Raw genomic sequence first — 26,025 nt, forward strand, 5'->3', positions numbered from 1 at the left:
TCGGCGACGACGAGGAAGTAGCCCGGGAACCCCATCTGGATGATGACGTCCATCTCGTACTCGACCTGCTTCTGGCGGTCCTCGGGGATGCCGCCGGGGAAGCGGCGCTCCATGCCGCGGCGCACCTCCTCCTTGAACCAGGTGACCTCGGTGTAGCCCTCGGGGATGTCGAACTTGGGCATGAGGTCACGCTTCTCGAACATGCCCGAGGTGTCGACCATCTCGGCCACCAGGAGCGTGTTGGCGCAGCCCTCCTGCCAGGCGTCCGAGGAGTCGATGGCGTACATCTCCTCGGTGGACTTCAGGTAGTAGCCGGTGCCGTCGAACTTGAAGCGGTCGGGGTCGGAGAGGTTCTTGCCGGTCTGGATGCACAGCAGCGCGTCGTGGGCGGTCGCCTCGTGCGCGTACGTGTAGTGCGAGTCGTTGGTGACCAGCGGGGGGATGCCGAGCTTCCTGCCGATCTCCAGCAGGCCGTCGCGGACCCGGTGCTCGATCTCGATGCCGTGGTCCATCAGCTCCAGGAAGTACCGGTCCTTGCCGAAGATGTCCTGGTAGTCGGCGGCCGCCTGCAGTGCCTCGTCGTACTGGCCGAGCCGCAGCCGGGTCTGGAGCTCGCCGGAGGGGCAGCCGGTGGAGGCGACGATCCCCTCGGACCACTGGGAGATCGTCTCCTTGTCCATCCGGGGCCACTTCTGGAGCCAGCCCTCGGCGTACGCGTCGGAGGACAGCCGGAAGAGGTTGTGCAGGCCGGTCTTGTTCACGGCCCACATCGTCTTGTGGGTGTAGCCACCCGAACCGGAGACGTCGTCGCGCTTCTGGTGCGGCTGGCCCCACTGGATCTTGCGCTTGTTGCGCCGGGACTCGGGGGCGACGTACGCCTCGATGCCGATGATCGGGGTGACGCCCGCCTTCTTCGCGCTGTGGAAGAAGTCGTAGGCCCCGTGGAGGTTGCCGTGGTCGGACATGGCGATGTGCGTCATGCCCATCTCGTTGCACGCGTCGAACATGTCCTTCAGCCGCGCGGCACCGTCCAGCAGCGAGTACTGGGTGTGGACGTGCAGGTGCGTGAACGGCGGCTTCGACACGGTTTCGGCCTCCAAGGAAAACGTACGTCGACGGGGGTCCGACAGGCTGCGGACAGTCTGGGGACAGCGTCGAAGTCTATGCCCCGGCTCTGACACCCGACGGGCACTCCCGCGTACCTTCGTGCGTTGGAGGGTGACGGACCGGCGCGTCGCCGGGCGCGCACCATCCGTCCCACAGGTCACGCACGACCCGCACCAGGAGGCACCCAGCGATGTCGTTCCCGCAGCTCGACGAGGAGCACCGCGGCGAGGAGATCCTCGCCGTCTTCGACACCGCCTTCGGCGAGCTGCTCGCCGCCGACCCGGCCGCGTTCCGGGTGAAGTTCCGGAAGATGGCCGCCTCGGCGTTCGCCTTCTACCGGGGCACGGCCTGCCTCTTCTACCACGACCTGGACGCCGAGGGCGCCGCGCGCGGCGACGGCGGGATATACACCGGCCCGTTCCTGGACGAGCGCACCTCGCGCGTGTGGATCCACGGCGATCTGCACGCGGAGAACTTCGGCACGTACATGGACTCCAACGGCCGGCTGATCTTCAACGTCAACGACTTCGACGAGGCGTACGTCGGCCCCTTCACCTGGGACCTGAAGCGCTTCGCCGCCTCCATCGCTCTCATCGGGTACGCGAAGGCGCTCAGCGACGAGCAGATCACCGAGCTGGTGACGATCTACGCGACGGCCTACCGCGAGCGGGTCCGCGCGCTGGCCACCGGCGCCAAGAGCGACGAGGTCCCGCCGTTCACCCTCGACACGGCCGAGGGCCCGCTGCTCGACGCGCTGCGGGTCGCCCGCTCGCTGACCCGGTTCGGACTGCTGGACTCGATGACCGAGATCCGCGACTTCGAGCGCCGCTTCGCCCCGGGCGGCGGCTCCATCGAGCTGGACGCGGCCACGCGCTACAAGGTGCTCGCGGCCTTCGACGGCTACCTGGAGACGCTCCCCGAGTCCTCGCTGGCCCGCCCGGACTCCTACCGGGTCAAGGACGTCGTCGGCCGGCGCGGCATCGGCATCGGCTCGGCCGGCCTGCCGTCGTACAACATCCTGCTGGAGGGCAACAGCGACGCCCTGGAGAACGACGTGGTGATCTACGTCAAGCAGGCCCAGACCCCCGCCGTCTCCCGGCACATCACCGACCCGGCGATCCGCGACTACTTCCGGCACGAGGGGCACCGCACGGTGATCTCCCAGCGCGCGCTCCAGGCGCACGCGGACCCCTGGCTCGGCTGGACCGAGCTGGACGGGGCGGGCCAGCTGGTCGCCGAGGTGTCGCCGTACGCCGTCGACCTGGACTGGGGCGACATCGACGACCCGGAGGAGATCGCCGCGGTCGTGGCCGACCTGGGGCGGTCCACGGCCACCATGCACGCGGCCGCCGACGACGACTCGGGCCACTCCGACCTGGTGCCGTTCTCCACGGAGCGCGCCATCGACGCCGCCCTCGCGGGCGACGAGGGAGGCCTCGCGCCGCTCCTGGTCGACTTCGCGCACAGCTACGGCGCCCGCGCGCGTGCCGACCACCAGATCTTCGTCGACCTCTTCCGCAACGGCCGGATCCCCGGCCTCTGACCCACCGCCGCCCAGGACCTCACAGGGACCCTTTAGGAGTCCCTTACGGGAGTCCGTGACACACTCTCCCCGCTATGGACATATCCGGGACACATCTCAGAGCCGTACGCGCGGCGCTGTTCACGGCGATCGTCGTGACCCTCAGCACCGCGTCGCACGTACTGCTGTCCCGGGCCCCGCTGCCGCTCGGCACGGTGGCGGCGATCGCCGCCGCCGTGTTCGTCCTCGCGTACGCGCTGGCCGGCCGTGAGCGCGGCTTCGGCCGCATCGCCGCACTGCTGGTCCCGCTGGAACTGGCCGCCGACACGGTGTTCACCGCGGGCCAGCACGCCTGTTACGGCCGGGCGGGCGGCCCGATCGCGGGCCCGCTGCGCTCGGTCGGCCTGGACGTGCTGTGCGGCGGCGGCGAGGTGGGTTCGCCGCTGGCGCGGATGGCGGGGACCACGGGCACCGACCGGGTCGCCTCCGTCCTGGCGCACGCGCACCCCGGGACCGCCTGGCTGCTGCTCGGCGCCCATGTCGGCGTCGGCCTGCTGGCGGCGGCCTGGCTGCGCCGGGGTGAGCGGGCGCTCGCGCAACTGCTCGGCGCGATGGCCGCGACCACGTTCCGGCCACTGCTGCTGGCGGCCGCCGCCCGGGCGGTGCGGCCCGCCGCGCCGGCCCCCCGGCTTCCCCGCCCCACGCGCCGCACGGCGCCCGCGCGCGATCTGCTGCTCACGCACTCCCTGGGACGACGTGGCCCGCCGCGCGTCGCCGCCGTCGCCGCCGCCGCCTGACGGACCCACCGTCCGGCGAGGCCACGGCCCGCGCGGCACCGCGGCCCGAAGGCATCGGGCGAACGCCTGCCGCCACCGGCGACGCGCGTCCAGTCCCCCACCCGAGCAAGCGCACGCGATCCGTGCGCGTCCCACACGGAGAACACCACCATGAGCAAGCGGAACAGCCAGGCGGCGAAGACGGCGGCCCGGGAGCGGCTGCGCGCCGAGCGCGAGCGTGAGGCCAAGCGGGCCAAGGCCAGGCGGCAGATCATCGTCGCCTGCTCGGTCGTCGGCGTCCTCGCCGCGGCCGGCGGCATCGGCTACGCCGTCGTGCAGAACAACCAGCCGAGCAAGTGGGAGGAGGCCGCCGACGCCAAGGTCGTCGCCCCGGCCAACACCTCCGGCAAGGACGGCACCACGGTCCTCGTCGGCGACTCCACCTCCGACAACGTGGTCCACCTCTACGAGGACCCGCGCTGCCCGGCCTGCGCCTCCTTCGAGCAGACCGTGGGCGAGACCGTCAACAAGGGCATGGAGGACGGCACCTACAAGCTCTCCCTCACGCTCGGCACCTTCCTCGACGGCAACCTCGGCGGCGAGGGCTCCAAGAACGCCCTGAGCGCGCTCGGCGCGGCGCTGAACGTGGACCCCCAGGCGTTCCTCGACTACAAGGCCGCGCTGTACTCGGCCGAGTACCACCCCGAGGAGTCCTCCGACGAGTTCGCCGACGACAGCTACCTGATCAAGGTGGCGGACACGGTGGACGCGCTGAAGAACAACAAGAAGTTCCAGGACGCCGTCGAGAAGGGCACCTACGACGCCTGGGCCATGCGGATGAGCGACTCCTTCGACAACACGAAGGACGTCAAGTCGACCCCGACCATCAAGATCAACGACAAGGTGATCGAGAACCCGAGCTCGGTCGCCGAGTGGGAGAAGTCGCTCAAGGACGCGGGCGTCACCAAGTAACACGACGTCAGGCGGTAACGCCGTACGAAAGCGTGAAGAACGAGCGGGCGAACTCTTCCCGGTTCGCCCGCTCTTCGCGTACCCGCGCCTTACCGAAAGCGCTACCGATCAGTAATCTGATCGCCCGTGACCAGTCGAAACAGACCCGACACGGGCCTCAACTCACCTGCTCCGCGCCGCCGTACGGTCGTCAAGGCGGCCGCCGCCGGAGCCGTTCTCGCCGCCCCGCTGGCCGGCGCCCTGCCGGCCCTCGCGGCCACCGAGACCCCCGCCTTCCTGCACGGCATCGCCTCCGGTGACCCGCTCCCGGACGGCATCCTGCTGTGGACCCGCGTGACGCCCACCGCCGAGGCGACCCCCGGCTCCGGACTCGGTCCGGACGTCCCGGTCAGCTGGACCGTGGCCACGGACAAGGCGTTCACGCACGTCGTCGCCACGGGCTCCACCACCGCGACCGCCGCGTCCGACCACACGGTCAAGGCCGACATCCGCGGCCTGGCACCCGCCACCGACTACTGGTTCCGCTTCTCGGCCGGCGCCGTCGACTCCCCGGCGGGACGCGCCCGCACCGCCCCCGCCGCCGACGCGGCGGTCGCGAACCTCCGCTTCGGCGTCGTCTCCTGCGCCAACTGGGAGGCGGGCTATTTCGCCGCCTACCGCCACCTCGCCGTCCGGGGCGACCTGGACGCCTGGCTGCACCTCGGCGACTACATCTACGAGTACCCGGCGGGCGAGTACGGCACCCGGGGCACCTCGGTGCGCGCGCACGCCCCCGCGCACGAGATCACCACCCTCGCCGACTACCGCATACGGCACGGCCGTTACAAGACCGACCCGGATCTCCAGGCCCTGCACGCGGCGGCCCCCGTGGTGGCCATCTGGGACGACCACGAGATCGCCAATGACAGCTGGTCCGGTGGCGCCGGGAACCACACCGAGGGCGCCGAGGGCACCTGGGCGGCCCGCCAGGCCGCGGCCAAGCAAGCCTACTTCGAGTGGATGCCGGTCCGCCCGGCCGTCGCCGGCACCACCTACCGCCGGCTGCGCTTCGGCAAGCTCGCCGACCTCTCCCTGCTCGACCTGCGTTCCTTCCGCTCCCAGCAGGTCGGCCTCGGCAACGGCGACGTCGACGACCCGGAGCGCACGCTCACCGGGCGCGCCCAGCTCGACTGGCTGAAGGCGGGCCTGAAGTCCTCCGACACCACCTGGCGGCTGGTCGGCAACTCGGTGATGATCTCGCCGTTCGCCATCGGCTCGCTCTCCGCCGAGCTGCTCAAGCCGCTGGCCAAGCTGCTGGGCCTGCCGCAGGAGGGCCTGGCCATCAACACCGACCAGTGGGACGGCTACACCGACGACCGACGCGAGGTCCTCGCCCATCTGCGCGCGAACGCGATCCGCAACACGGTCTTCCTGACCGGCGACATCCACATGGCGTGGGCCAACGACGTGCCGGTGAACGCCGGCACGTACCCGCTGTCGGCGTCCGCCGCCACCGAGTTCGTGGTCACCTCGGTCACCTCCGACAACCTGGACGACCTGGTGAAGGTCCCGGAGGGCACCGTCTCCGCCCTCGCCTCGCCGCTCATCCGCGCCGCCAACCGGCACGTCCACTGGGTGGACACCGACCGCCACGGCTACGGCGTCCTGGACATCACCGCCGAGCGCGCGCAGATGGACTACTACGTCCTCGCCGACCGCACCAAGGCCGACACGAGGTCTTCCTGGAGCCGCTCGTACCGCACCCGCAGCGGCACGCAGAAGGTGGAGCGCACGTACGACCCGGTGTAAGCCGCCGGCCGCCGCGTCAGAGACTGTCGAGGAAGCCGAGCGCCACCCGCCAGGTGGCCTCGGCGGCCTCCGCGTCGTAGTCCGGCAGCTCGGGGTCGGTGTACAGGTGGCCGGCCCCGGCGTACCGGTAGACCTCCACGTCCGCACCGGCGCGGCGCATCTGCAGATACCAGGCGCTCAGCCAGTCGTCCGTCTCGAAGGGGTCCGGCTCGGCGACGTGCAGCTGCACCGGCAGGTCGTCCACCGAGGTGTTCGGGGCGAGGTCCGAGGTGCCGTGCAGGAGCAGCAGACCGCGGGCCCGCTCGTCGCCGAGCGCGAGGGTCTGCGCGACCGAGGCGCCGAGCGAGAACCCGGCGTAGACCAGGCCGCGTGGCGAGTAGGGCGCGGCGGCCAGCACGGCCCGCTTCAGCAGCTCGTCCTTGCCGACCTCCTCCTTGAACGCCATGCCCTCCTCGGCCGTGGCGAACGTACGTCCCTCGAAGAGGTCCGGCGTCCACACCTCGTGACCGGCCGCGCGCAGCCGGTCCGCCGCGGCGCGCACCGCGGGCGTGAGGCCGTAGGTCGAGTGAAACAGCATGATGTTCATGAGGCCATGGTGCCAGCCGGATACGACGGCGCAGTTCCGGGGCAGTACCCCGATCCGCCAGGAAGTCACATGTTCACTGCCCCCGATGACTGGTTACGTTCGAGGACATGGAGAACCTGCTCCGCCCCCTGATAGTCATCGGCGGCTCCGTCGTGCTCGGCCTGCTCATCGGGTGGGCCACCGACCTGCTGCTGCGCAAGGCCGACCAGCGGCATCCGGAGACCCCGCTGTGGGGTCTGCTGCGCCGTGGCCGCATCCCCTTCCAGCTCGTGCTGTGCGCCGCCGCGCTCAGAGGCTCCTACGACGAGGCCCAACTGCTGGAGCAGCACCGGGTCGGCATCGGCCAGACGCTCACACTGGTCCTGATCGGTTCGGCGTCCTGGCTGGTGATCCGGATCGCGGCGGCGGTCGTCGAGACCTCGTACTCGCGCTACGCCAACTCCCGGGTCCGGCGTGACCCGGCCCGGGTCCGCCGGGTGCGCACCCAGGTGACGCTGATCATGCGGGTGGTCGCGGCGGTCGTCGGCGTGGTCGCCGTCGCGTCGATGCTGCTGACGTTCCCGGCGATGCGCGCGGCGGGTGCCTCGCTGCTGGCCTCCGCCGGAATCCTCGGCATCGTCGCCGGTGTGGCGGCGCAGTCGACGCTGAGCAACATGTTCGCGGGACTGCAGATCGCGTTCGGCGACATGGTGCGCATCGGCGACACCGTCGTGGTGGACGGCGAGTGGGGCACCGTGGAGGAGATCACGCTGACCTACCTCACGGTCCGCACGTGGGACGAGCGCCGGATCACGATGCCGGTGTCGTACTTCACGTCCAAGCCCTTCGAGAACTGGTCGCGCGGCACCCCGCAGATGACCGGCATCGTCTACTGGCACCTCGACCACACCGCGCCCGTGGCCGCCATGCGCGAGAAGCTCCGCGACATCCTGCGCGAGTGCCCCGCCTGGGACGGCCGCAACTACGGCCTGGACGTCACCGACACCACGCCCAACACCATGGAGGTACGGGCCCTGGTGACGGCGAAGGACGCCGACGACGTCTGGACGGTACGGGTCACGGTCCGCGAGCGGATGATCGCCTGGCTGATCCAGGAACACCAGTACGCCCTCCCCCGCGTCAACACGGCGGACGCCACGCCCCCTCCCGGGCGCAACGGCCACCGCCGCTCCCCCGACGGCCGGCGGGCGGTGGAGACGCCCAGGCCGGACCGCGGCTGACAGGGGCGCACGAGTCGGGCCCGCCCCTCCCGGCGGAAGGCGGGCGGCGCGTGGGCGGGAGACCGGGACCGGCCTGCCGCCCACGCACCGCGCTCACCGCAGACTGCGCACGTCCAGCTGCCGCAACACCCGGTCCACCACCTCCGGGTTCGCCCCCACCTCACTGCGCGCCGCCAGCACCTCGTGCCGCGCCGCGCTCAGCATCTCCCCCTCGATCCGGCGCAGCCTGCGCATACGGCGGGTCCGCTGCTCGTGGCCCTCCCGCCGCTCGTCCTCCCCGAGCTCCGGGCTGATCCGCCACCCGATGTCCGCGGCCCGCCGCAGCATCCGCTCGGACACCTCGTCCGGCAGCTCCTCCACGTCCTCGATCTCCCGCAGCCTCCGCTTCGCGGCCTTCGCGGCCCGCACCGCCAGCGCCCGCTCGAACTCCTGCTCCCGCGCGGTGTCCGCCTGTACCCCGAGGCGCCGCACCAGCCACGGCAGGCTCAGCCCCTGGAGCACGAGCGTCGCCATGATCACGCCGAACGCGACGAACACGATCTCGTCGCGGTGCGGGAACGGCGCCCCGCTCTCCGTCCGCAGCGGGATCGCGAGCGCCAGCGCCACCGACGCCACGCCCCGCATCCCGGCCCACCACATCACCACGGTCTCGCGCCAGCTCGTCGGGATCTCCTCGTCGTAGTCCCGCCGGGCGTGCAGCCGCTTGGTGAGCCAGGTGGCCGGCAACAGCCAGGCCAGCCGCACCAGTACGACGACCACCACGACGGCCGCCGACCAGCCGAGCAGCTCGCCCCACCGCCCGGACGCCGTACGGATCGCGTTGTGCAGCTCCAGCCCGATCAGCCCGAACGCGACCCCGGTGACCAGGGTGTCGACGATGTCCCAGAAGGTGTGCCCGGCGAGCCGCGTCAGCACGTCGTCCGGATCGCTCGCGTACTCGGCGAGGAACAGCGCGGTGGTCAGGACCGCGAGCACCCCGGACCCGTGCAGTTCCTCGGCCAGCACGTAGGAGGCGTAGGGCACCAGCAGCGTCAGGCTGATCTGGAGGGTGGCGTCCCCGAGCACGTCCATCAGCTTGTTCGCGCCCCAGCCGAGCACGAGCCCCACCGCCACCGCGACCACCGCGGACAGCACCAGTTGGCCACCGGCCTTCCACGGCGAGAACGTCCCGCTCACCGCGGCCGCGATCGCCACGTGATAGAGCACGATGGCCGTCACGTCGTTGAAGAGCCCCTCGCCCTCCAGGATCGACACCAGCCGCCGGGGCAGCCCCAGTTGCCCCGCGACGGCGGTGGCCGCGACCGGGTCGGGCGGCGCCACCAGCGCCCCGAGCGCCAGGGCGGCGGCCAGGGGCAGCCCGGGCACGACCGCGTGGGCCACGGCGGCCACACACACCATGGTGACGAACACCAGCGCCACGGCCAGCAGGAGGATCGGCCGGACGTTCGCCGTGAACTGCCGCCAGGACGTGCGCCGTACGGCCGCGTAGAGCAACGGGGGCAGCAGCAGCGGCAGGATCAGATCCGGCGGGATCTCGACGTTCGGCACGAACTCCAGCAGCGCCAGCACGATGCCCAGCAGGGTCATCAGCACCGGCGCCGGCAACCGCAGCCGGTCCCCGACCGGGACGCTCACCACGGCCCCGAGCAGCAGCACGAACAACAGGGCCAACTGATCCACGGTCAGCACTCCGAGATCGGAACGGACGAAACCCCCGCCCTACGGTCAGCCTCCGCGCCGCACGGTCACGCCGCGCCGGACGTCAGAGCGGACGCCGCATGGAGCGGTGCGGTATCCCCGCGTCGGGGAACTCCGGGCCGTAGGCCACGTATCCGAGCCGCTCGTAGAACCCCAGGGCGTGCGTCTGCGCGTGCAGATCGACGGCGGCCAGTCCCCGCGCGCGGGCCGCGTCCTCGATGGCCCGCACCAGCGCGGCGCCCACGCCGAGCCCACGGGCCTCCCGCGCGACCGCGAGCCGCCCGAGCGCCCCCACCGACAGGTCGCCGTCGGTCTTGCCGGCCGCCGCCGCGCCGTACAGCAGCCGCCCGGTCCCGAGCGGCACGCCGTCCTCCCGCACGGCCAGCACGTGCAGCGCGCCGGCGTCGTACGCGTCGTACTCCACGTCCTCCGGCACGCCCTGTTCGGCGACGAAGACCTCCTTGCGTACCGCGAAACACGCCTCGCGGTCGGCCGCCTCCTCGGCGACCCGCACGACGTACCGGATGCTCATCCGTAGGTCTCCTCGCGCACCTTGTCCAAAGCGTTCTGCAGGTCCTCGGGGTAGTCGCAGGCGAACTCCACCCACTCGCCGTCGCCGGGGTGCTCGAAGCCGAGACGGACGGCGTGCAGCCACTGCCGCGTCAGACCGAGCCGCTTGGCGAGCGTGGGGTCGGCGCCGTACGTGAGGTCGCCGGCGCAGGGGTGCCGGTGGGCGGCCATGTGGACGCGGATCTGGTGAGTGCGGCCCGTCTCCAGCTTCACGTCCAGCAGCGAGGCGGCACGGAAGGCCTCGATCAGGTCGTAGTGCGTCACGGAGGGCTTGCCCTCGGCGGTGACCGCCCACTTGTAGTCGTGCTGGGGGTGGCGGCCGATGGGCGCGTCGATGGTGCCGCTCGTGGGGTCGGGATGGCCCTGGACGAGGGCGTGGTAGCGCTTGTCGACCGTGCGCTCCTTGAACTGGCGCTTGAGCGAGGTGTACGCGCGCTCGGACTTCGCCACCGTCATCAGACCCGACGTGCCGACGTCGAGGCGGTGCACGATGCCCTGCCGCTCGGCGGCACCGGACGTGGAGATCCGGTACCCCGCGGCGGCCAGGCCGCCGATGACCGTCGGGCCGGACCAGCCCGGGCTCGGGTGCGCGGCCACCCCGACGGGCTTGACGATCACGACCACGTCCTCGTCGTCGTGGACGATCTCCATGCCCTCGACCGGCTCGGCCACCACCTGCACCGGAGGGGCCGCCTGCGGCATCTCGACCTCCATCCAGGCGCCGCCGCGCACCCGCTCGGACTTGCCGACCGTCGCGCCGTCGACCAGCACCTTGCCCGCCGCGGCGAGCTCCGCGGCCTTGGTACGGGAGAAGCCGAACATGCGGGAGAGGGCGGCGTCGACGCGCTCGCCCTCCAGGCCGTCCGGCACGGGCAGGGTACGGATCTCGGGAATCGTGCTCACCCGTCGAGTATGCCGGACGGGTCCGACACCGCTGACCGAAGGCTGTTGATCAGTCCTTGTGGACGGTGCCGTCGGGGTCGAGGCCCTTGAAGGAGAGCAGCACGATCAGGATGCCGCCGCACACGATCGCCGAGTCGGCGAGGTTGAAGACGGCGAAGTGCTTGGGCGCGATGAAGTCGACGACCGCGCCCTTGAAGACACCCGGGGAGCGGAAGATCCGGTCGGTGAGGTTGCCGAGCGCACCGCCGAGCAGCAGGCCGAGGGCGATCGCCCAGGGCAGGCTGTAGAGCTTGCGGGCGAGCCGGGCGATCACCACGATGACGACTGCCGCGATCACCGTGAAGATCACGGTGAAGGCCTCGCCGAAGCCGAAGGCCGCGCCCGCATTGCGGATCGCCTCGAAGCGCAGCCAGTCCCCGATGACCTCGATGGGCTCGTGGTGCTCCAGCCTGGCGACCACGATCATCTTGCTGATCAGGTCGAGGGCGTACGCGAACCCGGCGACCGCGAAGAGCACGGCGATCCGCCGCCTGCCGCGGGGCCGCTCCGCCGTGGCGTCCCCCTCGTCGCTGCCGGACCCGCCGGCCGGGGTCCGTTCCGGCTCGGCACCGGGCCGGTCCTGCGACGCGGCGTCGTCGCCGGGCCGCTCCTGCTCGGCCCGCGCCGCGTCCGGGGTGCCCGGCGTACCGATGATGCGCTCCGCCTCTGCCACGTGAGTCCCTCAACCTAGGTGCCTGACTGAGCACGAGGGTACGGCACGCCGCCGACGGCGCACGTGCTCAGGAGGCATCCGGAGGGCAATCGGCGGATCAGTAACGCCGCTCCTGCTTCTGCTTGCACTCGACGCACAGGGTGGCCCGGGGGAAGGCCTGCATACGGGCCTTGCCGATGGGGTTGCCGCAGTTCTCGCACAGGCCGTACGTACCCGCGTCGAGGCGTTGCAGGGCGTGCTCGGTCTGGGTGAGCATCTCGCGCGCGTTGGCGGCCAGGGCCAGCTCGTGCTCGCGCGTGATGTTCTTCGCGCCGGTGTCGGCCTGGTCGTCCCCGGCGCCGTCCCCGGAGTCGCGCATCAGGCCGACCAGGGACGACTCGGCGTTGGCGATCTCGGCGCCCAGCCGCTCCATCTCGGACGTCAGCTCGGCGCGGGCCTCCTCGACCTCTTCCGGGGTCCAGGGGTCCTCACCGGGGCGCACCGCGAGGTCGCCCGGCTCCGCCGCGGCGACGCGCGCCTTGGGGACAGCCGTCTTCGCCGCCGCGGCCTTCCCAGGGGTCTTCTTCGCAACCACCGTCGTGGCTCCCGTCTGCTTCGCGGCCCGCGCCGCGCCCGCCTTCTTGCCCGAACCCCGCCCGCCCGCCCCTGGCGGGGCGTGCTCCTGCCCGGCCCCGGTCCGCGCCGCGGCACCAGCCGCCGCGCCCCCGGATGCCGTCACCTTCGCGCCGCCCTCCTCCTCGTCCCCCGCACGCGCGGAGACGGCCCTCTTCCGGGCCCCACCCGCCTTCGCGGACGCCAGCTTCCTACCCACGACCTCGTCACCGGCCACCGTCTCCCCGCCCCCGGCCTTCTCCCCGGGCACCGCTTTCTTGGCCGCGGCCTTCTTCGCGGCCTTCTTCGCGACCGGCTCCTTGGACGCCGGGGCCTTCTTCGCGGCCTTCCTGGGCCCCGCGGCCTTCTCGGCGACGGCTTCCGCAGGCACCGCGGGCTTCTTCGCGGCGGTCTTCTTGGCGGCGGCCTTCCCCGGCTCCGCCGCCTTGTTCCCCACCGCCCCGCCGGCCGCCGCGGTCTTCTTCGCGGCCGCCTTCTTCGGCTCCCCGGCCTCCGCGGCAACCGCGGCCTTCTTGGCCGCCTTCTTCCCCACGGCTTCAGCCGCCGCTTCCTCCCCGGCGACCGCCTTCCTCGGCGCCGCGGTCTTCTTCGCGACGGTCTTCTTCGCGACGGTCCTACCGGCGGCAGCCTTCTTCGCGGCAGCCTTCTTGGCCGGACCCCTCCCGGTGACGGTGACGGCGTCAGCCTTCTTCGCGGGCGCCTTCCCGCCCCGGCCCGCCGCCGACCCCATCGCCGACGCCCCGGGGTCCTCCCCGTCCTGCGACGTCCCCCCGCCCATTCCGGCCGAGGCCACGCCCCGCAGCTGCTTCACGCTCTCCACGGCCTTGTCGACCGCGCGCTTCGCCGCCGAGGCCATGCCCTGCGCGCCCGTCCTGCCGTTCGCGCCCTTGTCCGCCCCGCCGGGGGCGTGCCTCGACCTGCCGGACGCCGACTGCTCTGCGGCGGTCTTTTTCGCCACCATGGCCGCGGCCCCTTCACATATTGTGATCTTGCACGCGAATCGTGCTGGGACGATAAATCGACTCGACGGCCGCGGCAACGGGGCACGCCGCCCGAATCGCCCACCCCGCGACCGCCACGCGCCCGGCATGCATGCGTTGTGCCCAGCTCCCCGCGGGGTAATCCGCCAAGCCGGACATCGCAGGATCCGACTTCACATAATTGACCAATCGGGTCAAAATACACCCACATCATCGCCGCGCAAAATACGGGCCGCCCCGCTCCATTGGGCGCCGTACACTGGGCGGAGCGAAAGGCGTGGATGGGGACGAGTAGCGGCGTACGCAGCCCAGAGCGACCCGGGGACGGTGGAAGCCCGGGGGCGAGCGCGACGTGAAGATCACCCCGGAGTCGCCGGAGGAAAGCCCCGCTCACGAGCGAGGGCCGTAGAACCGGTGTCGCGACCCAATGAGGGGGCTCACCGACGCACACCCCGCGCCGGCGAGCCAAGGAGGGTGGTACCGCGGGAGCGCGCCAAAGCGGCGTAGGAAGTCGGAGCTCTCGTCCCTCCGGACGGAAGGCAGCAAGTCCGCCGGAGGAAGCTCGCTGATGACAACGCCGACGTACCGCCAGGTGCCCGCCCAGGTCGACCTGCCCGCCCTCGAGCACGCCGTGCTCGACTTCTGGCGCGAGCAGAAGATCTTCGCCAAGAGCCTGGAGCAGTCCGAGGGCCGCCCCGAGTGGGTGTTCTACGAAGGCCCCCCCACCGCGAACGGCATGCCGGGCGCCCACCACATCGAGGCCCGCGTCTTCAAGGACGTCTTCCCCCGCTTCCGCACCATGCGCGGCTACCACGTGGCCCGCAAGGCCGGCTGGGACTGCCACGGCCTGCCGGTGGAGCTGGCGGTGGAGAAGGAGCTGGGCTTCTCCGGCAAGAAGGACATCGAGGCGTACGGCATCGCCGAGTTCAACGACAAGTGCCGCGCCTCCGTGCTCCGCCACACCGACGCCTTCTCCGAGCTGACGACCCGCATGGGCTACTGGGTCGACCTCGACGAGGCGTACGTGACCATGGAGCCCGAGTACATCGAGTCCGTCTGGTGGTCGCTGAAGGAGATCTTCAACAAGGGCCTCCTCGTCCAGGACCACCGCGTCGCCCCCTGGTGCCCCCGCTGCGGCACCGGCCTGTCCGACCACGAGCTGGCCCAGGGCTACGAGACGGTCGTCGACCCCTCGGTCTACGTCCGCTTCCCCCTCACCTCCGGCCCCCTCGCCGGCGAGGCCGCGCTCCTGGTGTGGACGACCACCCCGTGGACCCTCGTCTCCAACACCGCCGTGGCCGCCCACCCCGACGTCACCTATGTCGTCGCGACCGACGGCGAGGAGAAGCTCGTCGTCGCCGAGCCGCTGGTGGGCAAGGCCCTCGGCGAGGGCTGGGAGACCACCGGCGAGACCTTCACGGGTGCCGAGATGGAGCGCTGGACGTACCGGCGCCCCTTCGAGCTGGTCGAGTTCCCCGAGGGCACCGAGGCCCACTTCGTTGTCAACGCCGAGTACGTCACCACCGAGGACGGCACCGGCCTCGTCCACCAGTCCCCCGCCTTCGGTGAGGACGACCTCAAGGTCTGCCGCTCCTACGGCCTGCCGGTCGTGAACCCGGTGCGCCCGGACGGCACCTTCGAGGAGGACCTCCCGCTCGTCGGCGGTGCCTTCTTCAAGAAGGCGGACGAGAAGCTCACCGAGGACCTCGGCGAGCGCGGCCTGCTCTTCCGGCACCTGCCGTACGAGCACAGCTACCCGCACTGCTGGCGCTGCCACACCGCGCTGCTCTACTACGCGCAGCCGTCCTGGTACATCCGCACGACGGCCGTCAAGGACCGCCTGCTCGCGGAGAACGAGCGGACCAACTGGTTCCCGGACACCGTCAAGCACGGCCGCTACGGCGACTGGCTCAACAACAACATCGACTGGGCCCTGTCCCGCAACCGCTACTGGGGCACCCCGCTGCCGATCTGGCGCTGCGAGGACGACCACCTCACGGTCGTCGGCTCCCGAGCCGAGCTCACCGAGCTGACCGGCACCGACCAGTCGGGCCTCGACCCGCACCGCCCGTTCATCGACGACGTCACCTTCGCCTGCCCCGAGTGCGAGAAGACGGCCACGCGCGTCCCGGAGGTCATCGACGCCTGGTACGACTCGGGTTCGATGCCGTTCGCCCAGTGGGGCTACCCGTACAAGAACAAGGAACTCTTCGAGTCCCGCTACCCGGCGCAGTTCATCAGCGAGGCCATCGACCAGACGCGCGGCTGGTTCTACACGCTGATGGCGATCGGCACCCTGGTCTTCGACAAGTCGTCGTACGAGAACGTCGTCTGCCTCGGCCACATCCTCGCCGAGGACGGCCGCAAGATGTCCAAGCACCTGGGCAACATCCTGCAGCCGATCCCGCTCATGGACCAGCACGGCGCGGACGCCGTCCGCTGGTTCATGGCCGCCGGCGGCTCCCCCTGGGCGGCCCGCCGCGTCGGTCACGGCACCATCCAGGAGGTCGTGCGCAAGACCCTCCTCACCTACTGGAACACGGTCGCCTTCCAGGCCCTGTACGCCCGCACGTCGAACTGGGCCCCGTCCGCGGCCGACCCGGCCCCGGCCGACCGCCCGCTGCTCGACCGCTGGTTGCTGTCCGAACTGCACGCGCTGACCGACCAGGTGACCCAGTCCCTGGAGGCCTACGACACCCAGCGCGCCGGCAAGCTGCTCTCCGCGTTCGTCGACGACCTGTCGAACTGGTACGTGCGCCGCTCCCGGCGCCGCTTCTGGCAGGGCGACAAGGCGGCGCTGCGCACCCTGCACGAGGTCGTCGAGACGGTGACCAAGCTGATGGCCCCGTTGACCCCGTTCATCACCGAACGGGTCTGGCAGGACCTGATCGTGCCGGTCACGCCCGGGGCTCCGGAGTCGGTGCACCTGTCCTCCTGGCCGGAGGCCGACCTGACCGCCGTCGACCCGGAACTGTCGCGGCACATGCTGCTGGTGCGCCGCCTGGTGGAGCTCGGCCGGGCCACCCGCGCGGAGTCGGGCGTCAAGACGCGGCAGCCGCTGCGGCGCGCGCTGATCGCCGCCACGGGCTTCGACGCGCTCTCCCCCGAACTGCACACGCAGATCACGGAGGAGCTGAACGTCGAGTCGCTCGCGTCGCTGAGCGAGGTCGGCGGCTCCCTGGTCGACACGACCGCCAAGGCCAACTTCCGCGCGCTGGGCAAGCGGTTCGGCAAGCGGGTCCAGGACGTCGCCAAGGCCGTGGCGAACGCCGACGCGGCCGCGCTCTCCCTCGCCCTGCGCGAGGGCACGGCGTCCGTGGAGGTCGACGGCGAGACCGTCACGCTGGCCCCCGACGAGGTCATCATCACGGAGACCCCGCGTGAGGGCTGGTCGGTGGCCTCGGACTCGGGCGCCACGGTCGCCCTCGACCTGGAGATCACGGAGGAGCTGCGCCGCGCGGGCCTCGCGCGGGACGCGATCCGCCTGATCCAGGAGGCCCGCAAGAACAGCGGCCTCGACGTCTCCGACCGCATCGCGCTGCGCTGGACCGCGACCGACCCGGCGCTGATCGCCGCGCTCGACGACCACGCCACGCTGATCGCCGAGGAGGTCCTGGCGACGGACTTCGCCCAGGGCGAGGCGGACGACAGCTACGGTGCTCCGTTCACGGACGAGCCGCTGGCGCTGACGTTCCGCCTGCGCAAGCAGTAGCACCCACGCCGAAGGCCCGGGCCCACCGGAAAAATCTTGGTGGGCCCGGGCCTTCGGCGTGGTGTGCACCCCTACAACTGCGCCCACATCCGAACACACACGGCAAATACCGTGAACACGCGTAGCACAAGGGCGGGGCCCCGGATCGGAATCCGGGGCCCCGCCCTATGAACGCTGCCGACGTCTACGCCGTACTACCGACCGTCAGTTGTCGTCCTCGTCGATGAGGAACCCACGCATCGGCGAGGGGGCCTGACCCATCGGCGACGGGCCCTGCGGCCGCACCGGAGCCATCGGCTGGGTCATCGCCGGGGACATCTGCTGCTGGCCACCGTAGGACGGGCCGGCCGGCGAGGGACCGCCACCCATCGTCGGGTTGCCGCCGTAGGACGGGGCACTCGCGCCGGCCGGGGCCATCGAGGGTGCCGGGGACGGCGGGAGGGACGCGGTCGCGGGGGTCCGCGGCGGGGCGAGCGAGTCGTCCGCCTGGGTCTCCAGCTGACGCAGCTGCGACTCCAGGTAGGACTTCAGGCGCGTGCGGTACTCCCGCTCGAAGCCGCGCAGGTCCTCGACCTTGCGCTCCAGCGTGGCGCGGGCGGACTCCAGCGAGCCCATCGCGACGCGGTGCTTCTCCTGGGCGTCCCGCTCCAGCGCGTCGGCCTTGGCGCGGGCGTCCCGCTCCAGGCCCTCGGCGCGCGAACGAGCCTCTCCGACAATCTTGTTGGCCTCGGAACGGGCCTCCGCGATCGCCTGGTCGGCGGTCTGCTGGGCAAGCGACAGGACGCGCGCGGCACTGTCACCACCGGGGCCCTGACCGGGCATACCGGGGCCACCCATCGGACCACCCATGGGACCCGGGCCCATCTGGCCCTGCATCGGTCCCTGGCCCATCGGTCCCTGGCCCATCGGACCCTGGCCCATCGGACCCTGACCCATCGGACCCTGACCCATCGGGCCGGGACCCTGCGGACCCTGACCGCCGGGACCGGCGGGCAGCTGCGGGGCACCGCTCGGCAGCTGGGGCGGACCACCCATGGGGCCACCCATCTGCTGCTGCGGCGGGCCCGATATGCCGGCGGGTACCGGAGCGCCGGGACCTCGCATGCCCTGCTGCGGCATCCCCTGCGGCGGCATGCCCTGCCCGGGCATGCCCTGCTGGGGCATCCCCTGCTGCTGGTCCTGCCCCTCCGGGGGCTTGCGCATGTTCTGCTGGTTCTGCGCGGCGGCGCGGGTGGCCGCGGCCAGCTTGGCGCGCAGGTCCTCGTTCTCGCGCAGCAGACGGGTCAGCTCGGCTTCGACCTCATCGAGGAAGGCATCGACCTCGTCCTCGTCATAGCCTTCTCGGAGGCGGACGGTCGTGAACTGCTTGTTCCGCACGTCCTCGGGGGTCAACGGCATCTCTTCACCTCAACGTAGTCGTCGGCATTCGGCAAGACCGTAGTTCACATCGCTCACAGCCGACTCACGATCGAGATCAGGATGTAGACGATGATCATCAGTACGAAGAAGGACAGGTCGAGCGCCACGCCCCCGAGACGCAGCGGCGGAATGAACCGCCGCAGAAGCTTGAGCGGTGGATCAGTGACAGTGTAGGTGGCCTCCAGAACGACCACCATCGCCTTGCCGGGTTGCCATGAGCGGGCGAACTGGAAGACGTAGTCCATGACCAACCGGAAGATGAGCACGATGAGGAAGCACATCAGCGCGATGTAGACGACATCCAGGACCACGCTCATGACCCTTGCTTCCCTCTCCCCTGATCCATGCTCTGGGTACTGCTCGGTGATGCTTGTACTGATGTTTCCGGTCGTACGTCTCAGCTCTGGTTGAAGAACCCGCCCTCTGCGATGCGGGCCTTGTCCTCCGCCGTGACATCGACGTTAGCAGGAGACAACAGGAACACCTTCTGCGTCACCCGCTCGATACTGCCGTGAAGACCAAACACCAAACCCGCCGCAAAGTCGACAAGTCGCTTGGCATCTGTGTCATCCATCTCAGTCAAGTTCATGATCACCGGGGTGCCCTCACGGAAGTGTTCCCCGATGGTACGGGCTTCGTTGTAGGTCCGCGGGTGAAGTGTGGTGATCCGGTACGGCTCTCGTTCCGACACGACCTTGGGCATGATCACCGGTGCGTTCTTCTCCAGGCTCTGACGTTCTTGTGTGATGGATGCCACGGGCGCGATGCGCGCCGGACGTCCGGATTCCGCGGGAAGCGAAGCGGCGTGGGCGACCGGCTCGCGCGGCGCCGGAGGCTGCACCATGCGCACCGGTTCGTCCCTTTGGGACTGATGTGCACCGTGGGACTGGTGCGACGACTCGTGGCGCCGGTGGTCCCGCTCGGGCTCCGGGTCGAGTTCGGGTTCGAAGTCGTCGTCGGGGTCGAATCCCCGGCCGTCGTACCCATCGTCCTCCACGAGGCCGAGGTAGACCGCCATCTTGCGCATCGCGCCGGCCATGCTCTGAGTCCTCCGCTCTGTGGTGGATCGGCTGACGACTGCCAAATGCCCGCGATCCACGAGGTCGTTACGCCCGCCCTGCGACGGCAATGACCATATTTTCTGCTGTGGTCCGACTTCTTGGCGACGTTACCCGAGCCTGGGGCGGACTCCGAGTACCGCGGTGCCGACGCGCACATGTGTCGCTCCGGCGGCCACGGCCTGTTCGAGGTCCGCACTCATCCCTGCCGAGACCATGGTGGCAGCCGGATGGGTCCGGCGCATGTCAGTCGACAAATCCATCATCCGCTCGAACGCCGCCAGTTCGCGTCCCGCGAACTCCCCGGTGAGCGGCGCGACGGTCATCAGTCCGTCCAGCCGCAATCCCGGCGCCCCGGCCACGAGGCCGGCCAACTCCTCGACGCCGCCCGGGGCCACGCCGCCCCGCTCCCCGCGCGCGCTCTCGCCCGCGTCGAGCGCGACCTGGATCAGGCACCCGAGCTCACGCCCGGCGCGTTCGGCCTCCTTGGACAGAGCCGTGACGAGCCTGGAGCGATCCACGGACTGCACGACATCCGCGTACCCGACCACGGAGCGCACCTTGTTGGTCTGCAACTGACCGACGAAATGCCAAGTAAGGGGCAGATCCGAGCATTCCGCGGCCTTCGGTGCCGCGTCCTGGTCGCGGTTCTCGGCGACATGACGCACGCCGAGCTCCGACAGGATCCGCACATCGGCCGCGGGGTAGGTCTTGGTGACCACGATCAGGGTCACCTCCTCGCGCCGCCGTCCGGCGGCCGCGCACGCGGCGGCGATGCGCTCTTCCACATCTGCCAGATTCCTGGCGAGTTCGTCCTTACGGTCCGTCATGTCCGATCAGTCCAGCCACACATAGCCCGCGAGTCGACCGGTCGTGCGGTCGCGGCGGTACGAGAAGTGATCGCCCGACTCCAGTGTGCACACGGGCGACTGCTCCCGGTCACTCACCCCGAGCCGGGCGAGCTGGGCGTGCACTCCGGCGGCCACGTCGACCGCCGGCGTGCCCCAGCTCGTCTCGGCGTACGCCTCCGGCTCGACGGCGGCCACCTCGGCGCGCATCGCCTCCGGCACCTCGTAGCACCGGCCGCAGACGGCGGGGCCGGTGCGGGCGACGATCCGCTCCGGCTCGGCACCCAGTTCCATCATCGCGCGTAGCGCGGCCGGGACGACCCCGGCGACCATGCCGGGCCGGCCCGCGTGGGCGGCGGCGGCGACCCCGGCGACGGGGTCGGCGAGCAGGACGGGTACGCAGTCGGCGGTGAGGACACCGAGGGCCAGGCCCCGCTGCCGGGTCACCGTCGCGTCGACCGACGGGATCTTCGCCGCGGAGCCCCAGGGCCCGTCGACGACGGCCACGTCGTCGCCGTGCACCTGGTTCATCCAGACGACCCGCCCGGGGTCGAGCCCGAGGGACTTGGCCGCCAGCTCACGATTGGTCCGTACCGCTTCGGGGTCGTCCCCGACCGCCCCGCCGAGGTTGAGCTCCTCGTACGGAACGGCGCTCACCCCGCCCCACCTGTCGGTGAAAGCGAAGTGCGCGCCGTTCACGGTCTCGCGCTGTCCTATCACTTCAGGAAGTCCGGTACGTCCAGTTCCTCGGCCGCGCTGTCCGAGTAGGCGCGCGACGGCGGCACCGGCGGGGGTGCCTGGATCTCGCTCACCGGCTCGGGTGCGGGCTCCGGCTCCTCCTTCGGCTTGACGCTGCCGAGGGCGCCGAACGACGGGCGGCTCTCGGTCTGCTGCCGTGCCGGAGCCGGCTCCTCGCGCTTGGCGGAGGACGAGCCGAGGACGGTGTCCCGGCGGGCGGGGGGCTGGCCCCCGTCGAAACCGGCCGCGATCACGGTGACCCGGACCTCGTCGCCGAGGGCGTCGTCGATGACCGCGCCGAAGATGATGTTGGCCTCGGGGTGGGCGGCCTCGCTGACCAGCTGGGCGGCCTCGTTGATCTCGAACAGTCCGAGGTCCGAGCCGCCGGAGATGGACAGCAGCACGCCCCGGGCGCCGTCGATGGACGCCTCCAGGAGGGGCGAGGAGATCGCCATCTCGGCCGCGGCCACCGCGCGGTCGTCGCCGCGGGCCGAGCCGATGCCCATGAGGGCCGAACCAGCCTCCGACATGACCGACTTGACGTCGGCGAAGTCGAGGTTGATGAGGCCGGGGGTGGTGATGAGGTCGGTGATGCCCTGGACACCGGAGAGCAGGACCTGGTCGGCCGACTTGAAGGCGTCGAGGACCGAGACCTGGCGGTCCGAGATGGACAGCAGCCGGTCGTTCGGGATGACGATGAGGGTGTCGACCTCTTCGCGGAGTTCGGCGATGCCGTCCTCGGCCTGGTTGGCGCGGCGCCGTCCCTCGAAGGTGAACGGGCGCGTGACCACGCCGATGGTGAGGGCGCCCAGCGAGCGGGCGATGTTCGCCACGACGGGCGCGCCGCCGGTGCCGGTGCCGCCGCCCTCTCCGGCGGTCACGAAGACCATGTCGGCCCCCTTGAGGACCTCCTCGATCTCCTCGCGGTGGTCCTCGGCGGCCTTGCGGCCGACGGCCGGGTTGGCTCCGGCGCCGAGTCCGCGGGTGAGTTCCCGGCCGACGTCGAGCTTCACGTCGGCGTCGCTCATCAACAGCGCCTGCGCGTCGGTGTTGATGGCGATGAACTCGACACCCTTGAGACCGACCTCGATCATCCGGTTGATGGCATTGACACCACCGCCGCCGACACCGATGACCTTGATGACTGCGAGGTAGTTCTGCGGTGCTGCCACGTCGAAGGCCTCTCGCCTCGAATTACGTGCCGTCGTCTCGCGGTGCCCCGCGGTCCGACGACTGATGCCGAATGGGACGGTCCGTAACGCCGACCCGAACCCTAACGCTGAAGTTTAGGGTTACCAGTGTGTGTGTTCCCTGGAGTCTTCTGAACAGGACACTAAGTCGACAAGTGGCGCACGTTCAACGAACACGCCGAACCTCCCGTTTTTCTTTTCACCCTATGTGATCAGCCGTAGCGCTGCCCAACCAGGGTGCTGGCCTGCGCTGATGTGCGTCAACTCCCTGATGACGCAGGGGCGGTGGGAACGCTGACGTCGAAGTGCCGGGCACCGGAGGCGGCTTTCATCAGGGCGGTGAGACTACGGGCCTTCGCCCGCCCCTTCTCGCCACTCCCCCACTCGACCGTGCGTCCGCCGGTCAACTCCAGTGAGATGTCGTCGAAGGAGCGGACCTTGACGACCCGGGTGTCCTGGGCGACCGCCGGGGGAATCGCGGCGGTGACCCGGACCGCCTCGCGCACCAGGCGCTGCTCTCCGAAACGCCGGTGACTGGGCGCGGCCGAACCCGACCGGGACACCGTCAATTCCAGGAGCGGAACGCCTTTCGGGGCCTCAGAAACCGTGGCGAAACGGACACCCTCGTCGTCCACTTCGATGAACTCGCGGCCCTTTTCGACGAGCAGGACCGGGGTCCGCTCGGTCACTTTCAGACTGATTCCATGCGGCCAGGAACGCACCACCCGAACCGCGTCAATTCGGGGCAATTTCCGGCGCAGTCGCGTCTCGATCCGGTAGGTGTCGACGGAAATCAGCGGGGCGCCGACCGGTACGTCGGCGGCCTCACGCACCTGCGCGGGCGTCAGGACGCCGGTCCCCGAGACGGTGACCCGCTCCACACGCGTCCACTGCGCGCCGTACAGGAGCCAGCCGACGCCGGCGCCGAGAAGAATCAGGACAAGCCCAAGAATGATGATCGTACGAAGCCTGGGCAGCCTCAACCTCCGGACGGGGGGCGGGCCGGACGTCTCCTGCTGGCGTGCACCGCGCTCGGCGGTGGTCGGTCCGGCCACGCTCCCTGCCTTCCGTTCAAACGTGCCTAACGGTGTGCACGGTGGGCGGCGATCGCCTCGTACACCATGCCGACGAGGAGTTCGTCGGCGTCCCGGCGGCCGAACTCACCGGCGGCGCGGGACATCTCGTACAGCCGGTGCGGGTCGGCGAGCACGGGCAGGACGTGTCGCTGCACCCACTCCGGGGTGAGTTCCGCGTCGTCGACCAGCAGGCCGCCGCCGGCCTTGACCACCGGCTGGGCGTTCAGCCGCTGTTCGCCGTTGCCGATGGGCAGCGGGACATAGGCGGCCGGCAGTCCGACGGCGGAGAGCTCGGCGACGGTCATCGCGCCGGCGCGGCAGAGCATCATGTCGGCCGCGGCGTACGCGAGGTCCATCCGGTCCAGGTAACTTACCGGGATGTACGGGGGCATCCCCGGCATCTGGTGGACCTGCGGCAGTTCGTTCTTCGGGCCGACCGCGTGCAGGATCTGGATCCCGGCCTGCTGGAGCCACGGGGCGACCTGCTGGACCACCTCGTTGAGCCGCCGGGCGCCCTGCGAGCCGCCGGTGACCAGCAGCGTGGGCAGGTTGGGGTCGAGGCCGAACATCGCGCGGGCCTCCGGACGGGCGGCGGCCCGGTCCAGGGTGGCGATGGAGCGGCGCAGCGGGATGCCGATGTAGCGGGCGCCGCGCAGCTTGCTGTCAGGGGTGGAGACGGCGACCTGGGAGGCGTACCGGGAGCCGATCTTGTTGGCGAGGCCGGGGCGGGCGTTCGCCTCGTGGATCACGATCGGCACGCCGAGCCGCTTGGCGGCCAGGTAGCCGGGCAGGGCGACGTAGCCGCCGAAGCCGACCACCGCGTCCGCCTTGGTGCGTTCCAGGATCTGCTCGGCCGCCTTGATCGTGCCGCGCAGCCGGCCCGGGACGGTGATCAGCTCGGGAGTGGGCTTGCGCGGCAGCGGGACGGCCGGGATCAGCGCCAGCTCGTAGCCGCGTTCGGGGACGAGCCGGGTCTCCAGGCCGCGCTCCGTGCCGAGGGCCGTGATCCCCACCGTCGGGTCCTGCCTGCGCAGCGCGTCCGCGAGGGCGAGCGCGGGCTCGATGTGGCCGGCGGTCCCCCCACCAGCGAGTACGACATGCACCGAAATTCACCGCTCTCCGGACGAGCGCGCCGTGGCGCGCCGTCGCATCGTGTTCCAACTCCGGGGACTCCGATTGGACGCAGTACCCCCGGCCCCCCGCTTTCTACCAAAGCGGGGTTGCCGCATCGCAAGCGCCGCCCGCGCAGCGGGCTCGTCGCGCGCGAAGGCGATCAGCAACCCGATGGCGAACATGGTCGGCAGCAGGGCGGATCCCCCGTAGGAGAACAGCGGGAGGGGGACTCCGGCGATCGGCAGCAGGCCGAGCACCGCACCGATGTTGATCACGGCCTGCGCCGTGATCCAGGTGGTCACGCCTCCCGCGGCATACCTGACGAAGGGGTCCTCCGTGCTTCCGGCCACGCGGATACCCGCATAGCCTAGAGCGGCGAACAGGGCGAGCACCGACAGCGTCCCCGCCAGGCCCAGTTCCTCACCGGTGACGGCGAAGATGAAGTCGGTGTGCGCTTCGGGGAGTTGCCCCCATTTTTCCACACTCGCGCCCAGTCCGGAACCGAAGAGTCCGCCGGAGGCCAGGGCATAGATGCCGTGCACGGCCTGCCAGCAGGAGCCGTCGGGGCCCATCTCGGTGGCGCCGATGCAGCGGAACCGGTCGAGCCGGTTGGAACTGCTCTGGATGAGGATCACGCCCAGCACCGCGGCGACCGCCAGCACGCCGACGAACAGCCGGGTCGGGGCGCCCGCCAGCCACAGCAGCCCGAACAGGATCGCCGTGAGGATGATCGCGGTGCCCATGTCGCCGCCGAGCATGATCAGGCCGAGCAGCATGAAGGCGACCGGCACCAGCGGCACCAGCATGTGCTTCCACTGCGCGAGCAGGTTCTTGTCCTGCTTGCGGGCGAGCAGGTCCGCGCCCCACAGCACCAGCGCCAGCTTGCCGAACTCGCTGGGCTGGAGCTGGAAGGAGCCCCCGAGGGAGATCCAGTTCTGGTTGCCGTTGACCGCCATCCCTATCCCCGGCACCTGCACCAGGGCCATCAGGAAGACCGCGCCGGCGATGATCGGGTAGGCGAGCGCCCGGTGCAGCTTCACGGGCATCCGGGAGGCGACGTACAGCAGCACCGCGCCGATCACGGCGGCCAGCAGCTGCTTGCGGAAGAAGTACGACCCGGGCAGGGACATCTGCAGGGCGGTGATCTGGGAGGCCGAGTAGACCATCACCAGGCCGAGCACGGTGATCAGCAGGCTGCCGCCGAGGATGAGGTAGTACGCGGTCAGCGGCCGGTCCCAGGCCCGGCGCACGCGGATGTAGATCCGTACCGCGCGGTTCTCCCGTGGCGGACGGGGGGCGTCGGGCACATGGACGGGGCGAGGGACCGGAGGACGTCCGGTACGGCTGTTGGACATCAGCGGCTCCCACCGGCGGGGAGCCGAAGCCGACCAAGAGCGAGCCTCATCCGAGTCACCTGTCCCTCCA

Annotated in this window: 22 protein-coding genes; 6 read left to right on the forward strand and 16 right to left on the reverse strand. The window is 70.9% G+C overall.

What is annotated here, in order from left to right; all coding sequences use genetic code 11:
• The coding region (locus tag ACZ7LV_RS07315; protein ID WP_471936679.1) for a PHP domain-containing protein at positions 1–1,085 on the reverse strand (1,085 nt) is incomplete at its 3' end.
• A 212-nt stretch (positions 1,086–1,297) separates the two neighbouring features.
• Between ACZ7LV_RS07315 and ACZ7LV_RS07320 the strand changes: the two genes are divergently transcribed.
• From ACZ7LV_RS07320 to ACZ7LV_RS07335, 4 genes are all read left to right on the forward strand, one after another.
• On the forward strand, positions 1,298–2,650 hold the full coding sequence (locus ACZ7LV_RS07320) for a DUF2252 domain-containing protein (protein ID WP_401676403.1): 1,353 nt from the start codon (positions 1,298–1,300) through the stop codon (positions 2,648–2,650).
• A 74-nt stretch (positions 2,651–2,724) separates the two neighbouring features.
• Positions 2,725–3,426, forward strand: a complete 702-nt coding sequence (locus ACZ7LV_RS07325) for a hypothetical protein (RefSeq protein WP_471936681.1) — start codon at positions 2,725–2,727, stop codon at positions 3,424–3,426.
• Between the two features lie 150 nt (positions 3,427–3,576).
• Positions 3,577–4,377: a DsbA family protein gene (locus tag ACZ7LV_RS07330; RefSeq protein WP_471936683.1), complete on the forward strand. Its 801-nt coding sequence runs from the start codon at positions 3,577–3,579 to the stop codon at positions 4,375–4,377.
• Between the two features lie 126 nt (positions 4,378–4,503).
• Positions 4,504–6,165, forward strand: a complete 1,662-nt coding sequence (locus tag ACZ7LV_RS07335) for an alkaline phosphatase D family protein (RefSeq protein WP_471936685.1) — start codon at positions 4,504–4,506, stop codon at positions 6,163–6,165.
• A 16-nt stretch (positions 6,166–6,181) separates the two neighbouring features.
• Here the strand turns inward: ACZ7LV_RS07335 and ACZ7LV_RS07340 are convergent, their stop codons facing one another.
• On the reverse strand, positions 6,182–6,751 hold the full coding sequence (locus ACZ7LV_RS07340; RefSeq protein WP_471936687.1) for a dienelactone hydrolase family protein: 570 nt from the start codon (positions 6,749–6,751) through the stop codon (positions 6,182–6,184).
• Positions 6,752–6,858: 107 nt separating this feature from the next.
• On the opposite strand from ACZ7LV_RS07340, the gene ACZ7LV_RS07345 reads away from it, so the two are divergent.
• Positions 6,859–7,971 (forward strand): mechanosensitive ion channel family protein, encoded by a 1,113-nt coding sequence (locus ACZ7LV_RS07345; protein ID WP_471936689.1) that lies wholly within the window; start codon positions 6,859–6,861, stop codon positions 7,969–7,971.
• Between the two features lie 93 nt (positions 7,972–8,064).
• Here ACZ7LV_RS07345 and ACZ7LV_RS07350 read toward each other — a convergent pair whose 3' ends face one another.
• The 5 genes from ACZ7LV_RS07350 to ACZ7LV_RS07370 all read right to left on the reverse strand — a co-directional run bounded on the left by ACZ7LV_RS07350 (position 8,065) and on the right by ACZ7LV_RS07370 (position 13,427).
• Positions 8,065–9,651, reverse strand: a complete 1,587-nt coding sequence (locus tag ACZ7LV_RS07350; protein WP_471937776.1) for a Na+/H+ antiporter — start codon at positions 9,649–9,651, stop codon at positions 8,065–8,067.
• Positions 9,652–9,733: 82 nt separating this feature from the next.
• On the reverse strand, positions 9,734–10,201 hold the full coding sequence (locus tag ACZ7LV_RS07355; protein WP_471936690.1) for a GNAT family N-acetyltransferase: 468 nt from the start codon (positions 10,199–10,201) through the stop codon (positions 9,734–9,736).
• Positions 10,198–11,142 (reverse strand): RluA family pseudouridine synthase, encoded by a 945-nt coding sequence (locus ACZ7LV_RS07360; RefSeq protein ID WP_471936692.1) that lies wholly within the window; start codon positions 11,140–11,142, stop codon positions 10,198–10,200. The genes ACZ7LV_RS07355 and ACZ7LV_RS07360 overlap by 4 nt, the downstream gene beginning before the upstream one ends.
• Positions 11,143–11,191: 49 nt before the next feature.
• Positions 11,192–11,854: a signal peptidase II gene (gene lspA / locus ACZ7LV_RS07365; protein ID WP_471936694.1), complete on the reverse strand. Its 663-nt coding sequence runs from the start codon at positions 11,852–11,854 to the stop codon at positions 11,192–11,194.
• A 97-nt stretch (positions 11,855–11,951) separates the two neighbouring features.
• Positions 11,952–13,427, reverse strand: coding sequence for a TraR/DksA family transcriptional regulator (locus ACZ7LV_RS07370; RefSeq protein WP_471936696.1), 1,476 nt, complete (start codon positions 13,425–13,427; stop codon positions 11,952–11,954).
• Positions 13,428–14,014: 587 nt separating this feature from the next.
• On the opposite strand from ACZ7LV_RS07370, the gene ileS reads away from it, so the two are divergent.
• The gene (ileS, locus tag ACZ7LV_RS07375; protein ID WP_471936698.1) at positions 14,015–17,158 is read left to right on the forward strand and encodes an isoleucine--tRNA ligase; all 3,144 of its coding nucleotides are present in this window, start codon (positions 14,015–14,017) and stop codon (positions 17,156–17,158) included.
• 204 nt (positions 17,159–17,362) lie between these two features.
• On the opposite strand, the gene ACZ7LV_RS07380 is transcribed toward ileS, so the two are convergent.
• From ACZ7LV_RS07380 to ftsW, 9 genes are all read right to left on the reverse strand, one after another.
• The gene (locus ACZ7LV_RS07380) at positions 17,363–18,556 is read right to left on the reverse strand and encodes a DivIVA domain-containing protein (RefSeq protein WP_401676417.1); all 1,194 of its coding nucleotides are present in this window, start codon (positions 18,554–18,556) and stop codon (positions 17,363–17,365) included.
• Positions 18,557–18,609: 53 nt separating this feature from the next.
• The gene (locus tag ACZ7LV_RS07385) at positions 18,610–18,894 is read right to left on the reverse strand and encodes a YggT family protein (RefSeq protein WP_007448661.1); all 285 of its coding nucleotides are present in this window, start codon (positions 18,892–18,894) and stop codon (positions 18,610–18,612) included.
• Between the two features lie 80 nt (positions 18,895–18,974).
• Entirely contained in the window at positions 18,975–19,616 is a 642-nt protein-coding gene (locus ACZ7LV_RS07390) for a cell division protein SepF (RefSeq protein WP_471936700.1), read from the reverse strand.
• A gap of 129 nt (positions 19,617–19,745) precedes the next feature.
• On the reverse strand, positions 19,746–20,465 hold the full coding sequence (locus tag ACZ7LV_RS07395) for a YggS family pyridoxal phosphate-dependent enzyme (RefSeq protein ID WP_471936702.1): 720 nt from the start codon (positions 20,463–20,465) through the stop codon (positions 19,746–19,748).
• 6 nt (positions 20,466–20,471) lie between these two features.
• Positions 20,472–21,203: a peptidoglycan editing factor PgeF gene (gene pgeF / locus ACZ7LV_RS07400; RefSeq protein WP_471936704.1), complete on the reverse strand. Its 732-nt coding sequence runs from the start codon at positions 21,201–21,203 to the stop codon at positions 20,472–20,474.
• Entirely contained in the window at positions 21,200–22,393 is a 1,194-nt protein-coding gene (gene ftsZ / locus ACZ7LV_RS07405; RefSeq protein ID WP_401676421.1) for a cell division protein FtsZ, read from the reverse strand. Before ftsZ ends, pgeF begins: the two co-directional genes overlap by 4 nt.
• A 278-nt stretch (positions 22,394–22,671) precedes the next feature.
• Positions 22,672–23,466 carry a cell division protein FtsQ/DivIB gene (locus ACZ7LV_RS07410; RefSeq protein ID WP_471936706.1) on the reverse strand — a complete coding sequence of 265 codons (795 nt, stop codon included), beginning with the start codon at positions 23,464–23,466 and terminating at the stop codon, positions 22,672–22,674.
• 26 nt (positions 23,467–23,492) lie between these two features.
• Entirely contained in the window at positions 23,493–24,590 is a 1,098-nt protein-coding gene (gene murG, locus ACZ7LV_RS07415; RefSeq protein ID WP_471936708.1) for an undecaprenyldiphospho-muramoylpentapeptide beta-N-acetylglucosaminyltransferase, read from the reverse strand.
• 6 nt (positions 24,591–24,596) lie between these two features.
• Positions 24,597–25,955 (reverse strand): putative lipid II flippase FtsW, encoded by a 1,359-nt coding sequence (ftsW, locus tag ACZ7LV_RS07420; RefSeq protein WP_471936710.1) that lies wholly within the window; start codon positions 25,953–25,955, stop codon positions 24,597–24,599.
• Between the last annotated feature and the right edge of the window lie 70 nt (positions 25,956–26,025).

This window comes from Streptomyces sp. NPDC107562, from assembly GCF_055657325.1.

What these genes read in the sequence shown, in the direction of transcription:
- ACZ7LV_RS07390 (WP_471936700.1), bottom strand. Translation starts at nt 19,616, where the DNA reads ATGGCCGGCGCGATGCGCAAGATGGCGGTCTACCTCGGCCTCGTGGAG.
- ACZ7LV_RS07355 (WP_471936690.1), bottom strand. Translation starts at nt 10,201, where the DNA reads ATGAGCATCCGGTACGTCGTGCGGGTCGCCGAGGAGGCGGCCGACCGC.
- ACZ7LV_RS07385 (WP_007448661.1), bottom strand. Translation starts at nt 18,894, where the DNA reads ATGAGCGTGGTCCTGGATGTCGTCTACATCGCGCTGATGTGCTTCCTC.
- ACZ7LV_RS07340 (WP_471936687.1), bottom strand. Translation starts at nt 6,751, where the DNA reads ATGAACATCATGCTGTTTCACTCGACCTACGGCCTCACGCCCGCGGTG.
- ACZ7LV_RS07370 (WP_471936696.1), bottom strand. Translation starts at nt 13,427, where the DNA reads ATGGTGGCGAAAAAGACCGCCGCAGAGCAGTCGGCGTCCGGCAGGTCG.
- ACZ7LV_RS07380 (WP_401676417.1), bottom strand. Translation starts at nt 18,556, where the DNA reads ATGCCGTTGACCCCCGAGGACGTGCGGAACAAGCAGTTCACGACCGTC.
- ACZ7LV_RS07395 (WP_471936702.1), bottom strand. Translation starts at nt 20,465, where the DNA reads ATGACGGACCGTAAGGACGAACTCGCCAGGAATCTGGCAGATGTGGAA.
- ACZ7LV_RS07325 (WP_471936681.1), top strand. Translation starts at nt 2,725, where the DNA reads ATGGACATATCCGGGACACATCTCAGAGCCGTACGCGCGGCGCTGTTC.
- ACZ7LV_RS07345 (WP_471936689.1), top strand. Translation starts at nt 6,859, where the DNA reads ATGGAGAACCTGCTCCGCCCCCTGATAGTCATCGGCGGCTCCGTCGTG.
- ileS (WP_471936698.1), top strand. Translation starts at nt 14,015, where the DNA reads ATGACAACGCCGACGTACCGCCAGGTGCCCGCCCAGGTCGACCTGCCC.
- ACZ7LV_RS07330 (WP_471936683.1), top strand. Translation starts at nt 3,577, where the DNA reads ATGAGCAAGCGGAACAGCCAGGCGGCGAAGACGGCGGCCCGGGAGCGG.
- ACZ7LV_RS07320 (WP_401676403.1), top strand. Translation starts at nt 1,298, where the DNA reads ATGTCGTTCCCGCAGCTCGACGAGGAGCACCGCGGCGAGGAGATCCTC.
- ftsW (WP_471936710.1), bottom strand. Translation starts at nt 25,955, where the DNA reads ATGTCCAACAGCCGTACCGGACGTCCTCCGGTCCCTCGCCCCGTCCAT.